Origin of the sequence: Stenotrophomonas sp. MYb57, assembly GCF_002966815.1 — a bacterium.
Classification (GTDB): domain Bacteria; phylum Pseudomonadota; class Gammaproteobacteria; order Xanthomonadales; family Xanthomonadaceae; genus Stenotrophomonas; species Stenotrophomonas indicatrix.
Genome location: NZ_CP023271.1, coordinates 1446556 through 1469742 on the forward strand (window position 1 = coordinate 1446556; position 23187 = coordinate 1469742).

Sequence of the window (23187 nt, forward strand, 5' to 3'; positions counted from 1 at the left end):
ATCTTTGCGTCTGACTTTTATCCCGGATAAGCGGGGAACTTCTCGTCAGGGTGCTTGGACTTCCACTCTTTATAGGCGGCCGTGCCTTCCCAGGCAGCAAATGACCTCGGCGTGCGACCTCGGCCTGACCAAGTCTCTTGGGTGTGAGGCAGCCAATACTTGGCTGCGACGGCCTTCTTGGGGCCAGCACTCTTTGTTGGCTGACCGGTGCTCGCCGCGAGTGAGGACGAAATCTCAGCCCTTTGCTTGGCGTTGAAGTTCTTGGCGTATTGACTGATGAGGCTCACGATCTCCGCGTGAGCATCAGAGGTCTGCTCTTGGCGCAGCTGAGCCTCCTGTGCATCAAGTGCTTGGAGCTCGTCTTGAAGCTTCTGCTTCGCGGAAAGAATGGAATCGAGCGTCGGTTTGGTCATGCGTTGTGAGCCTTTTGAAAGGTTGCGATTGATTTGGGGACCTTAGAGGGTATCTGAGAGAGCCGATATCACGCTGAGCCTTGAGGGCGCTAAAAGCATAGCGCTCTGGCTTCACCTGCAAAGCGAGCTATAGAAGCCTTGCAAAGGCGTGTATCAGGTTCTTCAGTATCGGGGCGATTATTGCATGGCAAAGCACTAGCGCGCGGAAGCCCAGTGCCCATGCTTTGCCAGACCTGCGGGGAGCTCGGTCGCTCCGGCCGCCTCGCTTTTTTGGGGGCGGTATGTAGGATCATCGCCTCATTGGATTGGGTCTCCCGCCAATACTCAGCCTGGACGCTCAGACAGGGTGCATCTTTCAGAAGCTCAACGATTGGATGAGCTGCCGGCGATCACTATCATTGTTGGCAGGCAATCCGATGCTGTTTTCATTTGCAACGGCTTCAAGAAGCCTGTCGACTTCACAAGATAGGGTTAGCAAAGCGCTGAACTTGGCTGGGCTATCAAAGATGAGTCGCGTCCCATCCGGCACAAGCAGGAGCTTCGCGTAATCGGGATGGTGATACAGATAGTCGAGGTGGCGTTGAGTCTCTGCCAAGATGGCAAGCTCATACCAATACCCATTCCGTAGAGCGGTCATGTCAGCATGGAACATGATGCCGGCAAGATCGAAGCTCGGGAGCGCAATGTCTCGATCCGCGTCCGCTTTGATGTTCTTGATGAGTCGGATCGCTTTCTTTAGCGAGCCCATAGCCACAAGGTCACGATCCGAAACTTCCTTGATGTGCTTGAACGGATAGTTTGTCATCGTGGCATTGGCCTTCCTGTCCAAGATGATGACCCCCCGATCATGCAACGCCCCACTGCGCTGGTAATCAGCTGAGTCATACCAATGGGAAGGCACAACATCGACTGATCGGGCAAGGGAGCCGCCTGAGATCTTGATCGCTTTGCTTCCTTGTGTATCTACCGTTGCAGCCCGAAACGCGTTTTTAAGCGCCGGCTCTTCTTCCGCGCGTAGATCTTTGAGCTGCTGCAAAGAGGTCAAGGTTGTGGGGTAGTAAGCGCCCGAGGACGCACGCAGGCCGCACGGGTCGTAGCTTAGGAACTGGGCAGTGATCAGCGTTAGGAGATCCACATCGCTAACGCCGCGAATGTGTACGTTGAGTGGCACGGATCCTTGCAGGTGGAATTCGAGATTGAAGCCTGCGATACGTTTTTCTAGCTGGTTTGCCACGCGCATGGCTGTCTCAGTGCTTATGCGGGTGTAGTCCGCATCCACTTCCTGCATGGCGCCCAGCGCGTAGCGCGTATTGGGCTTGTCGGCTGCTTTGGTTTCCCAGCTTTCTTGTTTGGCGATCTTGCCGAAATAGTCAGCAAGCGCAGCACTGTCTTGCGCCAGAAGATCCAAGCGGTCGTCGCCACGGCGTCGTGATTTCAGTGCCGAAAGCCGATCGTTAACAGTCCGTGCCATTATTGCCTCCTGAGGGTGAGTGTGCCCGACGAGTGACGACCGTCACCGTTGAAATAGTCCCCCGTGCCTGTCTTCAAGTCTTTGGCAAAGATCAATTTTGCAAAGCCACGATGGGCGCTGAGCTCCGTCTGGCCAGGCTTCGGTTCATTCCGGTAGCTGTAAAGGAGCACGAATCCTTCGATGGCGTCAGACACCAGTCCAGCAACATCACTGTTGGACTTGGACAAGCCGGCATCGAGGTGGATGCGCACCTTGTCCCAATCTTGGGTGATCGTCATCGTTCCCTGCCAATCAACGGCGAGCGAGTCAGGACGTGGAAAAGGATGGCCCTCGCAGATCCAAGTGCCCGAAAGATCGGCAACCTTCAACCAACCGGCAACAATTGGCATACGCCAGATCCAGCGGCGGAAGATCAAGTAGAGGACGGCGTAGACGGTGCCCGCACCAATCAGAGAGAGGATAACGGGCGGCAGATTTGTGCTGAGCCCAAACTCCTTTGCAAGGTCGACTGCTTGAAGGAGCGCCCAGACCAAGAGCCCTGAAACGACCGAAGCCGTCCGTGCAAGATATTTCCCAATGTCCGCCCGATTGACCCCGCCCCGCACCACATACTCATGATCCATTTGAGTCCCCTGACTGTGCATAACTTCACCATATCGGGTAATTGTCGCAAGAGGTGCGACCGAGCGCGTTCTAAGCGAGGCCGATAGGCCGGGCAAGGGGAATGCGCTTTGACTGAGTGGAAGGCTCCGGATGAAGCCACGGACATCCAGCATGCTCCGCACCAAGAGCTAGGAACGGGGGACTGGCGGGCACTCTCGCGAAGGACCGACTTGGTCAGGGTAGCGCTGTCGAACGTAGAGCCCGGCGCCTGATGTAGCGGTGGTGTAGCGCCAGCCTTAAATGAGGCGTCGTTTTCTGCGCAATCTAGAGAAAAAACAAGGCTTTGCTGAGCCTACGTGCTTAATGCTTCATGAGCGGGGTGTGTTCGGCGGACTTGTCTTTGGACATGGGACTCGTGGATCAGGGGCGTCCGCTCGCGCCGGAGGGCAGCGGGGCGGAGCCGGTACAGGGTTGTCCATGGTAACTGGTCGCGGCAGGGGGGACGCTTTTGCCGGGGGCGTGGCACGTGTCGCAGGTGAACAGCTGCGGTGGCGCTTGCGACTTTCAATGGTTGTGCGGGAGGCTCGGGCGATGAGCAATTGCGAGTGAAAAGGTCGTTGCCGGCGCCAGCCTGCTGGTGCTGGGTGAATCCGCGTTATGGGTCACAGCTTTCGGAGGGATGTCCGGCGGAGGGTGGATCGCCGCAATCGGGCGGTCAAACGGAGTCATGCATGTTCCTTCGGGTGTTGCTTGCGATATTTCTGGCCTGCACCGCGGGTCTTTCCCTGGCGGCAGAGGCGGCGCCTTCGAATGACCTGCACCACCTTGCGTTGCGGGTGCTGCACGACGGGGTCCCCGCGTTCTCGCCCCGGCTGAGCGTGCGGCAGGGGCGCACGGCGACCGTCGCGCTGGAGGGCAGGCATGGGCAACGCTACAGCCTGGTGGTCGACATTGCCGAAGCGGAGGCCATCGTCGGCGAAGCGGGTGCAGACCTGCAGTGGAGCCTGTGGCAGGACGGGACGCTGCTGCAGGAGGGCGCATTGACGATCTCTCCGGCGATGGTGCAGGCGGCGGCACTGGAGGGGCGGCCGCTGGGTGTCCGCAAGCGTGGGCTGGGCGGGGGACAGGTCCACGTCCAGGTGCTGGACTATTCGGCGGAGGCGTCGCCCTCGGAAGGAGATGGCAGGGCGACTGCCTGTGCCATCGCCTCGCCAACGGCAACCGCTCGCGATAAGGGATGTTGTGCAGCGAAGTGCCAGGATGGCAGCGGACAGTCGCTCAAGTGCTGTGGTGCAAGCTCCTGCTGTGCATGTGGTACCTGTTGCCACGTTCCTTGATGGTCGTCGGCAGCAGGCGTGGCAGCCTCAGGCCTGTACCAGGGTGATGTCCGGGTGGCTGGCGAAGATCTCCATCACGATGTCGAAGTAGGTCTGCCCCTCGCCACGTTGCAGGGCGTCCAGCTGGCGGCCGATGGTTTCGGCATTGAACGTACCCGGCTGCCGCAGCTTGTCTTCCAGCCACGCGCGCGTGGCCTCCAATCCCAGTGCCTCTCGGCTGCGGTCGATGTCGCGCCAGACCAGCGTGGCGGTTTCGTGCCCGGCCAGCGCGCCATAACCGCCGTACAGCAGATCGTCCAGCCCATCGAGACTGGGCCCGAGCTGCCAGGCTTCGCCGGCCATGAATACCCGGTTGATCTCCGCATAGAGGCTGGGGATATCAACAATGGCGGTGCCATTGATCTGCAGGAATACGGTCATGCGCCGACTGTAGCGTGGGCCGGCGAAAGGCGTTGTGCTGAACGCCGTTGCTTTGCGACGTGGCGCGCGCCCACGCATACTCTGGATCTCTGCCTGCGGTGTTCTGTCCCGTAGTCCTGGGCATTTGAAAATTTCCCTATAGAAATCCTTCGGGCGGCCGATAGCCTATGCGCCACTTCGCGTCGGGCGCGGTGGCATGCCGTTGCATACCCCCGGCGAACCTCGATTCAAGCCATCGGGTTGGCCCTTCTCCTTTCCGGGAGCAGGACCGCTGACGCGTGGCATCAACACGTGGAATTGATTGTGCAAGCAAGGAAGATGTCTGTGCGCGGTGCGCGCCGCAGTGGTGGAGGGTTGGTGCTTCTGGGCATGGCCTTCAGTGTTGCTGCCCAGCAGGTGGGTGACCCGGGCGCGCAGGAGCTGCTGCGCCAGCAGGAACGAGAACGCGTGCTGCGCGAGCAGCAGGAAAGCCGGCCCGATGTACGCCTGGAGAGCAGCCAGGGTGAACAGGGGGAGCGCCTGCCGACGCAGGAGCAGCCCTGCGTGCGCATTGATCGCATCGTGCTGGACGGCGAGGGTGCCAAGGACTTCCAGTGGGCATTGGCCGCAGCCGATCCACGCGAAGATCCCGCCAGCGGCCGCTGCCTGGGCACTGAAGGCATCAACGTGGTGATGAAGCGCGTGCAGAACGCGATCATCGCGCGTGGCTATGTCACCACCCGCGTGCTGTCGGCACCGCAGGATCTGAATACCGGCACGCTGACACTGTCGGTGGTGCCCGGGCGATTCCGCGAGGCGGTGTTCACCGAGGCGGATGGGCGGCATCCGGCCATCGCCAATGCGCTGCCGATCCGCAGTGGCGGCCTGTTGAACCTGCGCGACATCGAGCAGGGGCTGGAGAACCTGCAGCGCGTGCCCACCGTCACTGCTGACATCAAGATCGCACCTGCAGACGGCGAAGGCGCCGCGCCCGGGCAGAGCGACCTGAACATCGACTGGAAACAGCGTTCGCCGGTGCGTGCCAGCCTGACCCTGGACGATGCAGGCAGCCAGGGCACCGGCAAGCTGCAGGCCAACGCCACGCTGTCGTTGGACAACCCGCTGGGCCTGAACGAGCTGTTCTACGTCAGCGCGGGGCGCGGCGTGTTCAATGGCAAAGGCAAGGACACCAACAGCTGGACCGCGCACTACGACGTGCCCTACGGCTACTGGCTGTTCGGCGCCACGGCCAGTGCCTACGAATACAGCCAGACCGTGGTGGGCGCGTACGAAAGCTATGACTACAGCGGCCGCAGCGGCAACGCCGAGGCACGCGTGGATCGCCTGCTGCTGCGCAATGCCAAGACCAAGCTGGGCATCTACGGCCGCGGCTGGCAGCGCACGTCGAAGAACTACATCGACGATACCGAGATCGAGGTGCAGCGTCGCCGTACCTCGGGCTGGGAGCTCGGCCTGACCCACAAGCAGTTCATCGGTGCGGCCACGCTTGATGCCACGCTGGCATACCGGCGCGGCACCGGCGCCTTCCATGCACTGCGCTCCCCGGAAGAGATGGCCCAGGCGTGGGATCCAAGCCTGCCGTTGGAAGGCACCTCGCGGATGAAGCTGATCACCGCTGACGCGCAGTTCAGCGTGCCGTTCCAGCTGGGCAAGCAGCGCCTGCGCTACACCGCTGCCTGGCGCGCGCAGTGGAACCGCACACCATTGTCGCCCCAGGATCGCTTTGCGATCGGCGGCCGCTACACGGTGCGTGGCTTCGATGGCGAAAGCTCGCTCAGCGGCGAGCGTGGCTGGTCGCTGCGCAACGATCTGTCGCTGGGTATCGGCGGCGGCCAGGAGTTCTACGTCGCCGCCGACTACGGCCGCATCGGCGGGCCATCGGCGCAATGGCAATCCGGCCGGGATCTGGCCGGCATGGCATTGGGCCTGCGCGGCGGCTGGCAGCAGCTTTCCTGGGACGGTTTCGTGGGCTCGGCCCTGCACAAGCCCTCCAACTTCCCGACTGACTACACCACCTTCGGCTTCAGCCTGGCGTGGCGCTACTGATCTGGCACAAGGATTCGTGAAATGAACAGCATCTATCGCCTGGTTTTCAACCGCGCGCTGCGCGTGTGGCAGGTCGCTTCGGAACTGGTGAAAGGCGGTGGCGGCCTGGTCGGCCAGCTCGCCGGCCGGCAGACGGCAGCCGTGTCGCCGCTCGGCTTCGCGCTGATGTGCGCGTTGGGATGGGTCAGCCTGGCGCCCGTGGTTGCAGCGCAATCGGTCGGCCACATCGTGTCCGATCCCAACGCGCCCGGCCGTGAGCGGCCCACCGTGGTCACCGCGCCGAACGGTGTGCCGATGGTCAACATCACCACGCCATCGGCCGGTGGTGTTTCGCGCAACCGTTACTCGCAGTTCGATGTCGGCCGCGAGGGCGTGATCCTCAACAACGCGCGTGGCCAGGTGCAGACGCAGCTGGGTGGCTGGGTGCAGGGCAATCCGTGGCTCGCCACCGGCAGCGCCCGGGTCATCCTCAACGAGGTCAACGGCCCGGCCAGCCGGCTCAATGGATACGTGGAAGTGGCCGGACAGCGCGCCGAGGTGATCATCGCCAATCCTGCCGGCATCCAGGTCAACGGTGGCGGTTTCCTCAATGCCAGCCGCGTCACGCTCACCACCGGCACGCCGGTGTTCAGCGGCAGCGGTTCGCTGGAAGGTTATCGGGTCAGTGGTGGGGCAATCGAGGTCAACGGCGATGGCCTCGATGCCAGCCGCGCCGACTACACCGACCTGATCACCCGATCGCTGAAGGTCAACGCCGGCATCTGGGCCAATCAGCTGCAGGCGACCCTCGGCAACAACGTGGTCAGTGCCGACCACAGCCAGGTCAACGCTGCGGCGGCCAGCGGTGAAGCGCCGACCTTCGCGCTGGACGTGGGCGCGCTGGGCGGCATGTTCGCCAACAAGATCTGGCTGGTCGGCAATGAACACGGCGTGGGCGTGCGCAATGCCGGCAGCATCGGTGCCCAGGCCGGCGAACTCGTGGTCACGGTGGATGGCCGGCTGGAGAACACCGGCGCGCTGCAGTCACTGCAGAACGTGCGCGTGCAGGCGAGCGGCGATCTGGCCAATGCCGGCACCATCGCTGCCACGCATGAAGCTGCGATCACCTCCGGTGGCACGCTGGACAACAGCGGCGGCAAGCTCAATGCACAGCGCCTGCAGCTGCAGGCACAGGCCCTGCGCAACCGTGGCGGTGCCATCGAGCAGACCGGCGTGCAGGCGTTGAGCCTCACCGCAGGCAGCGTGAGCAATCGCAGCGAAGGCCTGATCGGTGCGCTGGATGCGGTGGCGTCGGGCGGCTCCGGCGGTACCCCCAGTGGCACCTCGCCGGGAAGCGGCGGAACGCCAGGTACCGGTGCGCCCGGAACCGGCACGCCCGGTACGGGTACACCGGGTACACCGGGTACCGGCACTGGCGGCGGTACGCCGGTGACGCCGGCTGTTCCGTTGGCCGCCGGTGTGCTGGACATCGCTGGCACGCTCGACAACGACGGCGGCAGCATCAGCAACGGCGGTCGTATATCGCTGGTTGCGGGCAATGGCCTGGACAACAGCGGAGGCCGCCTTGGTGTGGCCTCGCTGCGCGCCACGGGCGATCTGAACAACGATGGCGGCACACTGCAGGTGCACGGTGACGCTGCGCTGCAGCTGGGCACGCTGTCCAACCAGAAGGGCGCGCTGAGTGTGGCCGGTGCGCTGCAGCTGCAGACACAGTCGCTGGACAACCGGGCAGGCGAGCTGCGCCATGCCGGCAGTGCCGAGTCGGCCTGGACAGTGCAAGGCGCGTTCAACAACGAGGGCGGCCTGCTGGCGACCAATGCCGAGCGCCTGACGCTGGGGGCAGCTCGGGTCTTCAACGCCGGTGGCCGCATCGAGCATGCCGGTAACGGCGGCCTGTTGCTGACCACGGGCGACTGGACCGGTGCCGGCGGTCGCCTGAGCACGCTCGGTCGCCTGGACTGGACGGTGGGCAATGCGGACGTGCGCAATGGCACGCTCACTGCAGCGCAGTTCCAGATCGCCGCCGGCACGCTGGACAACCGCGGTGGCAACCTGCTGTCGCTGGGCAACCAGGACAGCATGCTGCGCGCCGGTACGCTGGACAACAGTGCCGGTGGTACCGTGGCCGGCAATGGCGAGCTGACCGTCTCGGCGGGGACGCTGGACAACAGCAAGGGCCTGCTGCAGCAGGCCGGCAACGGCGCGTTGCGTGTACATGCCGATACGCTGCGTGGCAGCGAAGGCCGCCTGCTCAGCAACGGCGACCTGTCGCTGACCGGTGGCCAGCTGGATGTGAGTGGCGGCACCACCTCGGCGCAGAGCGTGCAGATCCAGGCCGACGGCCTGCGCAACGCCGGTGGCCAGATCGTGTCGCTCGGCAATTCCGAGTTGGCGCTGGATGTACGTGGCACCTTCGACAACCAAGGCGGGCAGGTGCTTGGCAACGCGGGCCTGCGCATCGATGCGGGCCGCATCGACAACCAGAAGGGCACGCTGCAGTCGGCCGGTAGCCAGGGCGCGACACTGACCGTGCGCGACGAACTGGACAACGGCGCCGGTGCGATCTCTGGCAATGGCCAGTTGCAGCTGCACGTCGGCAGCCTGCTCAACCAGGGCGGCAAGGTGCTTGCGGCGGGGAACGGCCTGTTGCAGGTGCAGGCCCGCGAAGTGCTGGACAACAGCAACGGCGGCCGCCTGGCCGGCACGGGCGACGTGCTGCTGCAGGCGGCGCGGCTGGACAACCGCAGCGGTGCAATCGAGCACGCCGGCAGCGGCACGCTGCAGATCCGTGCCGATGCGCTGCAGGGCGCGGGGGGCCGGATTCTCAGCCAGTCGGCGCTGACGCTTGGGGGGGGCGAGCTGGTACTGGGTGCCGGCAGCACCACCCAGGCCGAGCGCATCGCGATCAATGCCGAACGCCTGGACAACGCCGGCGGCAACCTCAGCGCCACCGGCAGCGATGCACTGCAGTTGCGCGTGGCACAGACCGTGGACAACAGCGGCGGCACGATCGCAGGCAACGGCGCCCTGGATGTGCGGGCCGGTGAACTGCTCAACCGCAAGGGCACGCTCAGTGCTGCCGGTGCAGCCGACAGCACGTTGCAGGTCAACGGTACGCTGGACAACCATGAAGGCACCATCGCCAGCAATGCCAACCGGCTGACCCTCACTGCCGCACAGCTGGACAATACCGCCGGTGCCATCCGCCAGGCCGGCAACCAGGGCCTGGATATCACCACGGCCCGCCTGGATGGCAGCAAGGGCACGCTGGTCTCTGCGGCTACGCTGACCCTGCGCGCGGATGAGGTAGACCATCGCGACGCAACGCTGGGGGCTGACCGCTTCGACCTCGAGGCCGGAACGCTGGACAACACCGGCGGCCGCATCATCGCAAGTGGCGAGGGTGCCAGCCGCATCCATGCCACCACGCTGGGCAATGCCGGCGGTACGCTGGCCAGCAATGGTGACCTGACGCTGCAGGCGCAGACGCTGGACAACAGCGCAGGCAAGATCCAGCACGCCGGCAGCGGCCAGTTGCAGGTGCTCGCACAGACCCTGCTGGGTGCGGGTGGCAGCGTGCTCAGCAATGGCACGTTGGTGCTGGAGGGCAAGACCCTCGATCTGTCGAAGGCGACCACCTCGGCGCGCCGCATCGACCTCACTGCCGATAGCCTGACCACGGCCGGCGGTGCGCTCACTGCAACCGGCGAAGAGGCACTGCGCCTGCGTGTGCAGGGGATGCTGGACAATCGCGGCGGGTCGCTGGCCAGTAATGGTGTGCTCGACGTTGCCGCGCAGCAGCTGATCAATGCGCAGGGCACCCTGCAGGGCGCCGGCAGCGGCCGTTCCACCCTGGCCATCGGCCAGGCACTGGACAACCAGAGCGGGCGCATCCTGCTGGGTGGCGCGGGCACGATCAATGCCGCCAGCCTCGACAACCTCGGCGGTACTGTCCATGCCGGCGGCAGCGAACTGGTGCTGGGCATCGACGGTCGTCTCGACAACGGCAGCCAGGGCCTGCTGTCCAGCACTGGTTCGATGACGCTGGACGCTGCCAGCCTCGACAACCGGCACGGCACGGTGGTGGCAGGCAAGGACCTGCTGCTGACCACGGTTGCAGGCGTGGACAACAGCGATGGCGCGATGCAGGCCGGCGAGCTGCTGCAGCTGCAGGCCACTGGCCTCGACAACCAGCGCGGCACGCTGCTGGGGGGGCGGCTGACCGTCGATACCCGCGGCCAACGGCTGGACAACAGCGCAGGTACGCTGGGTACGCAGAAGGGTGCGCTGACCGTGCACAGTGGCGCGCTGCTCAACCAGGGCGGCCGGGTGCAGTCGGCCGCCGATCTCCGCATCGATACCGCAGGGCAGACCATCGACAACCGGGACACCGCCAGCAGTGGTGGCCTGTTGGCGGCGGGCACACTGCAGCTGGACGCTGGTGCGCTGGACAACCGAGGTGGCACGCTGAACGCACAGGGCGATGCGCGGCTGGTGCTGGCCAGTGCCGACAACAGCGCCGGCGGTACGCTTGCCAGCGCGGCGGGCCTGTCGCTGCAGGCGACGACGCTGGCCAACGGCGCCGGGCGCGTGCAGGCCGGGCGCAATCTCGACCTGACCCTGAGCGGGCACCTGGACAACACTGCCGGCGCGATCGCCGCCGGCCAGTTGCTGACCCTCACCGCAGCCAGCGTCGACAACCGCAACACCCGCGGCGGAGATGGCACCCGCGGCCTGCAGGCAGGCCAGCTGCAGTTCGGAACGCAGTGGCTGGACAACAGCCAGGGACAGATCGTCACCGATGGCGGCGCGCGGTTGCAGGTCAACGGCCAGCTGCAGAACAACGGGGGTGTCATCACCACCGGCGGCAACCTCGACAGCAGTGCCGACAGTGTTGCCAACAGTGGCGGCCTGCTGCGGGCCGATGGCAGCCAGACCCTGGTGGCACGCGCGCTCAGCGAGGACGGCCAGGTACACGCCCAGCGCGACTTGAGCCTGACCCTGCAGCAGGGCCTGAGCAACCGAGGTGAATGGGTGGCCAACGGCACGCTGGCCCTGCATCTGTCCGGCGACCTGGACAACCAGGGCGTACTGCGTGGCGGCAACCTCGATCTCAACGCGCAGAACATCACCAACGCGGCCAACGGCGAGATCTCCAGCGAAGGCATAACCCATCTCAATGCACGCGGCCAGCTGACCAATCGCGGCCTGATCGACGGCAAGGTGACCCACCTCGAAGCCGACGTGCTGGACAACCTTGGCACCGGCCGCATCTATGGCGACCACGTGGCGATCTCGGCCGGCGTGCTGAAGAACCATGCCGAGGATGCCAACGGTGCCACCCGCGTCGGCACCGTGGCCGCGCGCGAGCGCCTGGACCTGGGCGTGCGCGAACTGCAGAACACCGGCAAGGGCCTGATCTACAGCGGCGGCGACGCGGCCATCGGTGGATCGCTGGGGGCTGATCGCATTGCTGCGGGCACGGCCGGCAGGATCGACAACATCGGTTCGATCATTGATGTGAGCGGCAACCTGGCGATCGATGCGGGCGTGATCAACAACATCCGTGAGAACGTGGTCATCACCCAGACCACCACGGTGAACGCGCCGGTGCGCATGGATCGTCCTGCATGGTGGCGCAACGGCAAGAACGGCACCGAGAACATCCGCAGTACCAGCCACTACATCGCCCAGGAGGTCTATTACCTCAACCCGGCCGATATCCTGGAAGATACGCCGCACATCACCCCCGACGGCTTCACCGTACACCGGGCGGTGGTGCGCCTTACCGCGCAGACCAGCGCGTACTTCTTTGGACGTGGCGGCCTGTATGCCGCGCTGGGTGAGCGTTCGCGCCTCAACCTGCAGGATGGCACCGTGGTGCTGTACTACGTAGGGCGTCAGGACAACCAGGCCAACCCGGACCAGGCCGGCAGTGGCGCCGACGATCCCTTTGCCGAGCTGACCCATCTGCACCCGGATTCGCCGGCATTCCGCTATGTCGATGACAAGCTGACCTATTCACCGGCCTATGGCACCTGCACCACCAACTGCGTGCAGCTGTGGACCTACAAGGACTATGCCCCGGATCAGCACCTGACCAATCCGCGCGGTTCCGGCGGCAACAACGTCAGCAGCAACGAGCAGTACCGCATCGCCACGCAGACGGTGACCGAGGATATTCTGGGGCCAGGCGTAGGCGCCGATGCGGTCATCCGCTCCGGTGGTGCAATGCGATTGCGTACCGATGATCTGCGCAATCACTACGGCAGCATCGCCGCCGGCGGCAATCTCGACATCGTTGGCCTGGGTGGCACCGCCAAGGTGGAGAACCTGGCTGCGACGCTGTATCGCACCCATGCTTTCAACAACGTGGGGCATACCTTCTCCGGCGACCTCGTCACCTGGAGCAACCCGGCGATCTCCGAAGTGACCGGGAAGATCGGCGGCAGCATCACCAGCGGCGGCACCCTGACCATCGACGTTGGCGATCTCAGCAACCTCAACCAGGGGCGCAACGCACCCAACGTGCAGGATGGCGCGGCAATGGCCAACCTCAACGCGCAGGGGCCGAAGACGCTGCCGGACGGCCCTGGCCATAACGGTGCGCAGGGACCGGGCCACAGCGGAGGGACGGGGGCGGAACGCGCGCTGGCGCAGGCGGCCGATGCCGCCGGCACGCAGCAGGGCGGCACGGTCGGGGGCATCGCCGGCAATGGCGCCGCATCCGGTTCGCGCGTGGTCGCCGCCGCCGGCGGCTCGCCGGACCGCATCGCGATGGGCGCGCCGGACACCCGCGCACCCACGGCCAGCCTGTTCAACGTCAACCGCAACGGTGGCAACTATCTGGTTGAAACCGATCCGCGCTTCACCGACCACAAGACGTGGCTGAGCTCGGACCACCTGCTGGGGCAGATGGGCTACTCGCCCGATACCGTGCAGAAGCGGCTGGGTGACGGCTACTACGAACAGAAGCTGGTGCGCGAGCAGATCGGCGAGCTGACCGGCCGCCGCTTCCTGGACGGCTACGCCAGCGATGAGGCGCAGTACCGCGCGCTGCTGGAAGCCGGCGCTACCGTGGCCAGCGAATGGGGCCTGCGCCCGGGCGTGGCGCTAACCGAGGCGCAGATGGCGCAGCTGACCAGTGACATTGTCTGGCTCGTCGAGCAGACCGTGACCTTGGCCGACGGCAGTACCACCACCGCACTGGTGCCGCAGGTCTACCTGCGCCTGCGTCCGGGTGACCTGGATGGGCAGGGCGCACTGCTGGCCGGTGCCAATGTCGATATCAAACTGGCCAATGGCCTGGTCAACACCGGTGACATCGCTGGCCGCAAGCTGGTGACCATCGATGCCGGCAACATCGAACACCTGGGCGGCAGCATCTCCGGCCAATACGTCGGGTTGGCGTCGGACAAGGACATCCGCATTGCCGGTGCATCCGTGACGGCGACCGATGCGCTGTCGGTGCAGGCGGCGGGCAATATCACGGTGGCCTCCACGGTGGAAACACAGCGGGGCGATGGTACCTACCAATACGAGACCAACCGCATCGATCGCGTTGCCGGCCTGTATGTGACCAACCCCAGCGGCGACGGCATGTTGTCGGTGGTGGCCGGCGGTGACATCAGCCTGCAGGCCGCGCAGATCCGCAATGCCGGCACCGATGGTCTTACCCAGTTGGCGGCAGGGGGGAATCTGGATGTCGGCGCCATTGCGCTGGACGAGCGCCGCGATGCCACCTTCGATGACCGCAACCACCAGCGCAGCAACAAGACAACGCACGCTGCCACGTCGGTACAGGGTGGTGGCGATGTAGTGCTGGCTGCTGGCAAGGACATCAACCTGGCCGCCGCGCAGATCAAGGCCGGTGGTGGACTGGCGCTGCAGGCCGGTGGTGACATCAACAGCCAGGCATTGGTGGACAGTGCGAGCCGCGACTTCGCCAATGCGGGCAAGCGCAGCTCGCTGCAGGTCAGTCAGAGTGATGAAACTGTGCGGGGCAGCACGCTGCAGGCAGGGGACAATCTGCTGCTGAGCGCTGGCCGCGACGTGAACCTGACCGCCGCACTGGTCGACAGCAGCGATGGCGCAGTCAGCGTAGTGGCTGGCCGCGACGTGAATCTGCTCTCGGCCAACGAGACGCACGACTACAGCCTGGACAGCTACGAGAAGAAAAAGAAGACGCTCTCCAGCACCACCACCACGCGCAGCGTCGACAACAGCGACAGCTATGCCATCGGCACGGCGATCCAGGGCGAGAGCATCAACATCACTGCCGGTCGCGATCTGACCGCGGTCGGTGCGGTGGTCGATGCCACTGGCAACGTGATTCTGGGAGCGGGCAACAATGTACTGATCACCGCCGTAGAGGACCATCACAGCAGTGAGTCCAGCGAGAGCAAAAAGAAATCCGGCATTACCGGAGGCTTTGGCAACGGCGTGGCGTCGGTGGGCTACAGCAGCGCGAAGAACAGCAGCACCAGCGCCGAGCAGTCCACCACCCAGGTCGGCTCGGCCATCGCCTCACGCGAAGGTAATGTGCTGATCAATGCCGGCAACCAGCTGACCATTGCCGCTTCGGACGTCGCCGCTGGCGAGAACCTGACGCTGGTGGGCAAGGACATCGCGCTGCTGGCGCGGCAGGACACCACGGACAGCCAATCCAGCCAGGCGAGCAAGTCCAGCGGCTTCTCGGTGGGCGTGACCTACGACCCGACCAAGGCCTACCGCAGCGCCCGCGACTCGACCACCGACGGCATGGCCGACAGTGGCTCGGCGATGGGGCGGATCACCCGCACCGCTGAAGGTGCGGCCTCCGGCCTGCGTGCAGCCACCACGTCGACCGTGGTGACCGCCGGCAGCCAGCGGTCCAACAGCGAGCAGAGCCATTCGACCAGTGACGCGCGTGTCAGCCAGCTGGCTGCCGGTGGCGATCTTACGCTGATTGCCAACGGAGGCTCGATCCTCAGCCAGGGCACGCAGATGTCGGCCGAGGGCAATGCCGTGCTGCTGGCCACCAAGGACATCGTGTTCGACGTTGCCCACAACACCGAGCGCAGCGACAGCAGCAGCCGGGGCAAGGGCTGGGGCCTGGCCAACGACACCAGTGGCCTGCCGTTTGGCACCAACAACTCGCAGAGCGACGGCAGCGGTAGCAGCGACACCATCACCGGCACTCAGTTGTCGGTGGGAGGTGGCGTGCGCATGGCCACCACCGAAGGCAACATCAGCCTGACCGCGGCCAACATCGCCGCCGAGAAGGACGTGAACATCCGTGCGGCCGGTGATCTGCTGGTGCGTAGCGGGCAGGACACGGTCAGCAACGCCAATACGTCGGACAGCAAGGCGATCGGCTCGGTGCAGATTTCCGATACCGAAAAGTTCTCCGGCTGGCACCGCGAGCAGCACCAGGACGACAGCGCGCAGGTGTCACAGGTGGCCAGCAGCATCGGCAGCCTGGGCGGCAACGTGAACCTGACGGCTGGCGGCAAGTACACGCAGACGGCCAGCAACGTGGTGGCCGCCAAGGACGTGAACATCACTGCCGCCGAGATCGAGCTGCTGACCGCCGATGAAAGCGGTCATTACTCGCAGAGCGACAAGGACCTGAAGATCGGCGTGTTCGCACGGGTGAAGTCGCCGCTGATCGACCTGATCAACAACGTGGACGCGGCCCGTCAGTCCGATGACCGCCTGCAGAAGATGCAGGGCATGGCCGCCGGCGCCAACGCGTATCAAGCGGCCAGTGCGATCAGGGGGCTCGCCAGCGATGGCGTGACGGGCAGCGGCGAGCTGTTCCGTGCCGAGGCCGGCATCGGCTTCAAGACGGCCAACAGCAGTGCCGATGGCAGCAGCACGGTCTCGCGCGGCTCGACCATCCAGGGCGGCGGCAACGTCAACCTGACCAGCACCACGGGCGACATCCACGTGGTGCAGGGCAACCTGAGCGCGGGCAACACGCTCAGCCTGGATTCGGCCGGCGACATCCTGCTGGAAGCGGGCAAGGCACACGTGGCAGACCGCAGCAAGAGCAGCAATGCCGGCGCCGAAGTGGGCGTTGGCGTTGTCGTGGGCGCGCAGACGGGCGTGTATGTGTATGCCGAAGCCAGCGTGGGCAGCAGCAAGTCGAACTCGGACAGCAACACCTGGCAGAACACCACGCTGACCGGCCAAAACATCTCGCTGAAGGCCGAGGGTGACACCACGTTGCGTGGCGCGACCGCCACGGCCGACCGCATCGACGTCAAGACCGGCGGCACGCTGACGATCGAATCGCTGCAGGACATTGCCGAGAGCATGTCCAGGAACAGCCAGGTGGGTGGGCGCGTGCAGGTGGCCTTCGGTAATGCGTGGAATGCCGATGGCTACGCCAGCGCAGGCAAGGCAGAGGGCAGCTACCAGGGCGTGGGCCAGCAGAGTGGCTTGTTTGCCGGCAACGGTGGCTATCGCGTGGATGCTGGACACGTGAATCTGATTGGCGGCGCGATTTCCAGCACCAACGCGGCCAACAGTGAACTGACCGCACAGACGCTGACCTTCAGCGATCTGCAGAACCAGATGGACTACTCGGCCAGCTCCGGCAGCATCAGCGGTGGTGCGGGCGGGCAGATGAAGGGTTGGGACCCGAAGGCGGGCACTACCGCCCCCCGCGGTGGCCCAGGCATGTCGATGACGGAGAACGGCAGCGACAGCAGTTCAACGCTTGCGACGCTGACCGAAGGCAACATCACCATCGGTGGCAAGCAGACCACGGCGGCGGAGCTGGGTATCAATACCGATGCCAGTGCAGCGCATCGTGCGCTGGAGGCGATGCCTGATGCCACCAAGCTGCTGGCGGACCAGCAGGCGATGGCGGGAGCGATAGGGACGGTGGTTTCCACGAGCCAGCAGATCGCCAACGACATTGGCAGTGCTGGAGCGAACAAGATCACTGACAAGTATCGGGAAGGGCTGAGCGTCGAAGAACGCCGGGTATTTGATGACCTTACTTCGGACGAGCAGTTCAATCGTCTGGTGGCGTTCGATCCCACCTATCCCGAAGCGTTGGTGACCCAGCAGAAGTGGGCCCCCGATGGCGTCTATGGCCGCGCGCTGGGTGCGGTCACCACCGCGTTGGTCGGTGGCGTGGCCGGGCAGGGCTTGGGCCAGCTGGGCTCCAATGCGTTGGCGCCGTATGCGGCGGAACTGATCGGCAAGACGTTCGACCCGAACAAGCAGAGCGCGGTCCCCAGTGAGGCCATGCAGATGCTGTCGCACGCACTGCTGGGAGCGTTGTTGGCGGAGGCCAATGGTGGCTCGGCGGGGAGTGGGGCGCTGGCGGCGGGTGGGGGTGAGCTGGCAGCGAAGTTCCTTGGCGACTATTACGCCAAACAGAATGGCGGGCAGTTGACTCCCGAGCAGGAGCAGCAGGTCAAGGCGCTGGGTCAGGCCGTGGGCGCACTTGCAGGGGGCATCGGTGGTGACGGCGTGATGGGGGCGGCGTTGGGGGCGACGATCGCGAAGAACGCCGTCGAGAACAATTACCTCAACCACGCCGAGCGCATGCAGTACCTCAACGCGATGCTTAGCTGTGCCAAGGAGGGCAAGAGCTGCGCGGAAGAGAAGCAGCTTGCCGCGCTGTCAGATGCGCGCAACAGCGCGCTGATCGCCGCATGCAAGGGGGCGTCGGACTCGCCCGCCTGCAAGGCCGAGCAGACCAAGCTGGGTGACGCGTACTGGTCGCTGTCGATGAACGAGTCCACATACATCAAGTGGATCAAGGACAACGGCGCAGAACTGGCTGCAGCCGCAATGAAGAATGGTAATAGCGGACAAATTGCCGGTGATTTGCTTACGCACACTTCTGGATTGGACGCGCGCTACAAGCTCACCTGCGCAGAAGCGGGGCGGTGCGATCCTTTCACCACCGGATTTCTCTTCCTCAACGGAAGAGGACAAGAGTCTATTGACAATGCTCTGCTGAATCTGGTGTTCAACCAAGGCGGACAGATTGCGGGCGCGGGCACCAATGTGGGCGGCTTGGTGATGGATGTTGCCAACATGAACATCTACAACAAGGTCATCAACGAAGTCAAAGGGTCAATCGCTGACTACCAGAGGGCTCAGGAAATTGGCGGTTGGGGCGTATTGAAGGAGAAGGGGGCAGGCGTCTGGTCCGGAGTTTCTGGCTACTTTGGCGACGGTTGGGACGCGGCAACCTACCAGCTTGGCTTCAATCAGAAGTGGAACCTGGCGGACGTCGCCGGCAATGGCTTCATCAAGGGCGACATGGGGCTTGATGCAGCTCTGGCGCTGGTCAGCATGGGCGATATCGCGGCGTTGAGGGCTGCTGCCAAAGCACAGAAGCTTGTGGCTGTCGAGAACAGAATTGCGAGTTCGGGGGGGGCAACTGCTAGGCCAGTGGAGGGAGCGGGAGGCAAGGCTGGTGTCGTGGATAGTCGAACCGGCGAGACTGTCGGCAAGCTGGAGCCAGGTAATCCTGAAAGCTCAAGCACCCCGCGCTTTGGCGATAGAACGTTGATTGATCAAGGGCAGCTGCCGACTTGCGGTCCGACATCGTGCGCCATGGTGCTCGATACAGCCGGGAAGACGGTGGATGTAGGAGCGATCATTTCGCAATCTAACGTCACCCAGCGGGGAACCACTATGCCAGTGCTTGCCCAGGTTCTAAGAAACAATGGACTTGGCGCGACAAGAGCAATGCGGGTTACCATCGAAGAGCTTGCAGAGGCGACTGCAAATGGCAATCCAGCAATCGTCCGGATGAGTTTGGATCGTGGCGGGCATGCAGTCGTCGTAGATGGTGTCACGATGCGGAATGGACAGTATGTAGTTGCAATTCGTGATCCCGCTATGGGTAGGCAGTACTTTACTCCGATTGATGAGTTCAAGAGAAAATTCTCTGGTGAAGCTATTTTCACTAAAAAGTAGGTGATTTCATGAGCAAGGTTATTGATTTGTTTTCCTGTGACGACAATTCGGATTTTTTCAATAAGAATGCAGTTGTCAGTGGTTACTTGGTTATTCGAGGTCGGGAGTGCTTTCTTGTAGGTGAGTCGCGGTATCCATTTCCTGATTCCCGTGTTGAAATCTATTGCCCGGGCCTGGAGGCTTCGCTTGACAGCGTTGTAGGGGGGTGGGTTGGTGGGGTGGCTTCGTATTTTGATGAAGTTACTATTCATGGAGTTGTGGGGCCGGGCACGACGTGCAGGGATGTGGCGTCCATTTCAAAGATATCTAAGATCGCTCTCATTCGTGACGAGTGTGAATACGAGATCATCCCTGACGTAGGTGTGTAACAGCCAGGAGGGTGGCCGCGTGCAGGTGGCGTTCGGCAACGCCTGAAATGCTGACGGCTATGCCAGCGCGGGCAAGGCCGAGGGCAGCTACCGGCGGCACGCTGACGATCGAATCGCTGCAGGACATTGCCGAGAGCATGTCCAGGAACAGCCAGGTGGGTGGGCGCGTGCAGGTGGCCTTCGGTAATGCGTGGAATGCCGATGGCTATGCCAGCGCAGGCAAGGCCGAGGGCAGCTACCAGGGCGTGGGCCAGCAGAGTGGCTTGTTTGCCGGCAACGGTGGCTATCACGTGGATGCTGGACACGTGAACCTGATTGGCGGCGCGATTTCCAGTACCAACGCGGCCAACAGTGAACTGACCGCACAGACGCTGACCTTCAGCGACCTGCAGAACCAGATGGACTACTCGGCCAGCTCCGGCAGCATCAGCGGTGGCGCAGGCGGGCAGATGAAGGGTTGGGACCCGAAGGCAGGCACTACCGTCCCCCGCGGTGGCCCAGGCATGTCGATGACGGAGAACGGCAGCGACAGCAGTTCAACGCTTGCGACGCTGACCGAAGGCAACATCACCATCGGTGGCAAGCAGACCACGGCGGCGGAGCTGGGTATCAATACCGATGCCAGTGCAGCGCATCGTGCGCTGGAGGCGATGCCGGATGCCAGCAAGTTACTCGCCGATCAGCAGGCGATGGCGGCTGCTGCGGGGACGGTGCTTTCAACCAGCAGACAGATTTCTGGGGACCTTGCCTCCCGCGCTCAGGCCGATGCTGCGAACGCCTATGACGGCTTTGTGGAATCACTTGAGGGACAGGATCTCGCCGACTTCCAAGCACTTGATGCGAAGGGAGAGCAGAATTACGTTCTCAGCCATAGTGCAGACTACCGCAACTTCTATAGATCCCAGCTCCAGTGGGGGATCGGCGGGGACTACAGCCGGGCCTTGGGCGCCGTCACTACGGCTCTTATAGGCGGCGCGTCCGGCCAAGGCGCCAGCCAAATCGTAGGCAATGCACTTGCCCCATACGCTGCGCAGTTGATCGGAGAAAAATTCGACGCCAGCCACGGTAGCGATCCCAATGCCGTAGCCCAGGCACTGTCACATGCGTTGCTTGGTGCAGTTCTGGCAGAGCTCAACGGCGGCTCGGCGTCAGTGGGGGCGGTGGCCGGAGCCGGTGGAGAGATCGCTGCAGGTGTGCTGATGCAGGCGTTCCCTTACGCGGACAAGGAAACGATTTCGGCGCTATCTCAGGCGGTTGGAGCGCTGGCGGGTGGCGCGGCGGGGGGCGATCTTGCACAGATCGCTCTCAACATGGGGATCAGCAAAAATGCCGTGGAAAATAATCGACTTCTAAACGTAATAGAGCTGGCCCGCATCAAGGAGTTGAGCAACGGCGACGTCGTTCGTGAAGCTGAGCTCACAGCAGCAGCGTGTGCTCTCGTCAAATGTTCAGCTGGGTTCGCGGAAGGCAGTGTTGAGAGGGCCGAGTGGGCAGCCATCGAAGCGTTGGGTTCGACCCCGGAGGCGCTGGACGATCGCCAGTGGCTGAAGGTGCAGGTACAGCCAGGCTGTCTGTATACGGCGGGCAATGGAGTAGCAACCCAGGAACAATTGTTCGACTATGCCTTTACGGATTACTTGTTCGACTGGGGCTCGAGAAATCAGGCTGGAGTACGTGCGTTCGGTGGCCTGCAGGCGGTTGGCGGAGCGGCGCAAGCGGCTGGTGGCATTGCGGTATCACCATCGTGCGCCTCGATAATTGGTTGTGTGGGCGCCGGTTTTCTGATTGCAAGCGGCTATGACAATGCGGTAGCCGGGACCAATACGTTGTTTACCGGCAAGCCCACCGCGACTTGGGGCGGTCAGGCATTCCAAGCGGCTGGAATTTCGCCAGATGTGGCAGAGCTGCTGTATGCCTTATCTCAAGTTGGCGCTGCGTCGGCAGTCTCGATCCCGAAGGCTGGACCGCGTCCCAGTACTCCTGCACCGACTGAATCTCACGCTGTTGAACCCCCTGGCAGGCAAGTTCCGGTTCCTAGAATTGATGTTACTAACGAGTTCTTGGTCAATAAATCCGGTAGGGGAACTACGCTCAGGTATGGTGACCCTGATGGTGTTGCGGGCCTGATCGTTAATGTGGATCGCTCGGGTGTACTCGGTTTCGACATCCGTTCTGCGGTCGATCATCCTTTGTATCAAGCTTCAGGGACTGATATGTTTGCTAGCGCCATGCGTCGTCTGGCTAAAGAGGGGGTGGAGGTAAACAAGGTCCGAGGCGCATGGGTGGGCGGTACTGATAGTGTTAATGCTGATGAATATTTGAGGAATGTTGCAAATGGCATGTCGAAGGAGGGTGCGACTATGAATGCGTGGACAGGCCGAATTGCGCAGAAGTATGGTTATAAAAATGTTGAAAAAATTGAAGAGGTAGGATCGGTTGCTTATGTCGCATTTGGAAAATAAACTATTTACTGGCATCCTCTCTGGTGATGCGCCGAGTCGCGTACTAAACGCCGTCCTTGTTCGTCGCCCTGATCTGGATAAGTATGATTTGGCCAATTTATTATTGGTTGAGTATGATTTGTTGGATGGCAAGATTCTCCCGTTAGTTTGGAATTGGAGGAGTGTCAGGTCAGTTAGAGGGATTGGCGACGAGGAATTTGATCGTGCTGTCATTGAGCATATGAGAATTGCCGGTTACGATATCTAATTTGTAGCGGTGATTTTGGCGAGGTGGCTATCTGGGTTGAGTTGATGTAGTTCTGCGCAATGAGGTGGGTGCTGAGGCGGATATTGGGTTTATTGCCAGTCGCACTAAAGAAGTGCAGCAAAATTATTTAGTTACAAGGCTGGAGATCTGAATGCGGGATATCCTGTGAGAGGCAGGTGGTGATGGCCCGATTGCCAGATGATTTGCGGAGTAGTTTGGTGCTGCTGCTTGCTGCGGTAGCTCCTGATGACGGTGGCAGGGGTGTTATTGAGGCGCTGCTGCAATGGATGGCAAAGTGCGGAAACGAGGTCCGCAGAGAGCCGTTCCTGAGTTATGGGTTTAATTCGATCGCGGATATGACGGGGCGTGCAAGCGAATATCCTCTTGCAGACATCAGTGAGGCGGATGTTGATCGTATATCTTCGCGAGCGTCCCGTCTGGCAAATGCGAGTGATGAAGTGATTGCTCAATTTGTTCGCGACTTGATGGAGGAGTTGATTGCAGTTGAGTTTGATCGGGTCTGCTGCCGCTGTGGCGAGACATATATGCGAGCGTACATTGGAGTGTCCAGGTCTTTGCCTGCATTCCAATGTGACACTTGCGGATATGGCGAATTCTTGGATGGATCGTCGCTGAGTGGAGAGAGTTTGAAGTTTATCAGCTTGAAAGAAATGGACGCCTATGGGCTTCATTCTTGAGCGGCGGGCTGGCCCCTTCTGCGCGCCTGGATTGAGGATTGGGAGCCGCCGGGAAAAATGAGGCTGACTCGGAGTGGCTCCTCTAAGCTGTTGAAGGCGGAGGGTGACACACCCTGCGTGGCGCGGCCGCGGCGGCTGACCGCATCAACGTCAAGACGGGCGACACGCTGACCATCGAATCGCTGCAGG

At 63.0% G+C, this 23187-nt stretch carries 11 protein-coding genes; 7 read left to right on the forward strand and 4 right to left on the reverse strand.

Going from position 1 to position 23187, the window contains the following annotated elements; all coding sequences use genetic code 11:
- Positions 1 to 17 precede the first annotated feature (17 nt).
- The 3 genes from CLM74_RS06690 to CLM74_RS06700 all read right to left on the reverse strand — a co-directional run bounded on the left by CLM74_RS06690 (position 18) and on the right by CLM74_RS06700 (position 2507).
- The gene (locus CLM74_RS06690; RefSeq protein WP_105163727.1) at positions 18 to 413 is read right to left on the reverse strand and encodes an H-NS family nucleoid-associated regulatory protein; all 396 of its coding nucleotides are present in this window, start codon (positions 411 to 413) and stop codon (positions 18 to 20) included.
- A 355-nt stretch (positions 414 to 768) separates the two neighbouring features.
- On the reverse strand, positions 769 to 1884 hold the full coding sequence (locus CLM74_RS06695) for a hypothetical protein (RefSeq protein ID WP_099539969.1): 1116 nt from the start codon (positions 1882 to 1884) through the stop codon (positions 769 to 771).
- Positions 1884 to 2507: a hypothetical protein gene (locus tag CLM74_RS06700; protein ID WP_099540052.1), complete on the reverse strand. Its 624-nt coding sequence runs from the start codon at positions 2505 to 2507 to the stop codon at positions 1884 to 1886. Before CLM74_RS06700 ends, CLM74_RS06695 begins: the two co-directional genes overlap by 1 nt.
- 711 nt (positions 2508 to 3218) lie before the next feature.
- On the opposite strand from CLM74_RS06700, the gene CLM74_RS06705 reads away from it, so the two are divergent.
- Positions 3219 to 3824, forward strand: a complete 606-nt coding sequence (locus CLM74_RS06705) for a hypothetical protein (RefSeq protein ID WP_105163728.1) — start codon at positions 3219 to 3221, stop codon at positions 3822 to 3824.
- Positions 3825 to 3851: 27 nt separating this feature from the next.
- Here CLM74_RS06705 and CLM74_RS06710 read toward each other — a convergent pair whose 3' ends face one another.
- Positions 3852 to 4244, reverse strand: coding sequence for a barstar family protein (locus CLM74_RS06710; protein ID WP_088100470.1), 393 nt, complete (start codon positions 4242 to 4244; stop codon positions 3852 to 3854).
- A gap of 369 nt (positions 4245 to 4613) precedes the next feature.
- On the opposite strand from CLM74_RS06710, the gene CLM74_RS06715 reads away from it, so the two are divergent.
- From CLM74_RS06715 to CLM74_RS21490, 6 genes are all read left to right on the forward strand, one after another.
- Positions 4614 to 6290: a ShlB/FhaC/HecB family hemolysin secretion/activation protein gene (locus tag CLM74_RS06715; protein ID WP_234003465.1), complete on the forward strand. Its 1677-nt coding sequence runs from the start codon at positions 4614 to 4616 to the stop codon at positions 6288 to 6290.
- A gap of 21 nt (positions 6291 to 6311) precedes the next feature.
- Positions 6312 to 19223 (forward strand): hemagglutinin repeat-containing protein, encoded by a 12912-nt coding sequence (locus CLM74_RS06720; protein WP_105163730.1) that lies wholly within the window; start codon positions 6312 to 6314, stop codon positions 19221 to 19223.
- Between the two features lie 8 nt (positions 19224 to 19231).
- Entirely contained in the window at positions 19232 to 19591 is a 360-nt protein-coding gene (locus tag CLM74_RS21485) for a hypothetical protein (RefSeq protein ID WP_134832191.1), read from the forward strand.
- A gap of 137 nt (positions 19592 to 19728) precedes the next feature.
- Positions 19729 to 22053 (forward strand): VENN motif pre-toxin domain-containing protein, encoded by a 2325-nt coding sequence (locus CLM74_RS21645; protein WP_234003441.1) that lies wholly within the window; start codon positions 19729 to 19731, stop codon positions 22051 to 22053.
- On the forward strand, positions 22034 to 22300 hold the full coding sequence (locus CLM74_RS06730; protein WP_105163731.1) for a hypothetical protein: 267 nt from the start codon (positions 22034 to 22036) through the stop codon (positions 22298 to 22300). Before CLM74_RS21645 ends, CLM74_RS06730 begins: the two co-directional genes overlap by 20 nt.
- A gap of 218 nt (positions 22301 to 22518) precedes the next feature.
- Positions 22519 to 22998 carry a hypothetical protein gene (locus CLM74_RS21490; RefSeq protein ID WP_158684119.1) on the forward strand — a complete coding sequence of 160 codons (480 nt, stop codon included), beginning with the start codon at positions 22519 to 22521 and terminating at the stop codon, positions 22996 to 22998.
- The last annotated feature ends 189 nt before the right edge of the window (positions 22999 to 23187 follow it).

Coding starts and splice junctions, on each gene's coding strand:
- CLM74_RS06730 (WP_105163731.1), top strand. CDS start 22,034: ATGTCGCATTTGGAAAATAAACTATTTACTGGCATCCTCTCTGGTGAT.
- CLM74_RS06700 (WP_099540052.1), bottom strand. CDS start 2,507: ATGGATCATGAGTATGTGGTGCGGGGCGGGGTCAATCGGGCGGACATT.
- CLM74_RS06705 (WP_105163728.1), top strand. CDS start 3,219: ATGTTCCTTCGGGTGTTGCTTGCGATATTTCTGGCCTGCACCGCGGGT.
- CLM74_RS06690 (WP_105163727.1), bottom strand. CDS start 413: ATGACCAAACCGACGCTCGATTCCATTCTTTCCGCGAAGCAGAAGCTT.
- CLM74_RS06720 (WP_105163730.1), top strand. CDS start 6,312: ATGAACAGCATCTATCGCCTGGTTTTCAACCGCGCGCTGCGCGTGTGG.
- CLM74_RS06715 (WP_234003465.1), top strand. CDS start 4,614: ATGGCCTTCAGTGTTGCTGCCCAGCAGGTGGGTGACCCGGGCGCGCAG.
- CLM74_RS21485 (WP_134832191.1), top strand. CDS start 19,232: ATGAGCAAGGTTATTGATTTGTTTTCCTGTGACGACAATTCGGATTTT.
- CLM74_RS21645 (WP_234003441.1), top strand. CDS start 19,729: ATGTCCAGGAACAGCCAGGTGGGTGGGCGCGTGCAGGTGGCCTTCGGT.
- CLM74_RS06695 (WP_099539969.1), bottom strand. CDS start 1,884: ATGGCACGGACTGTTAACGATCGGCTTTCGGCACTGAAATCACGACGC.
- CLM74_RS06710 (WP_088100470.1), bottom strand. CDS start 4,244: ATGACCGTATTCCTGCAGATCAATGGCACCGCCATTGTTGATATCCCC.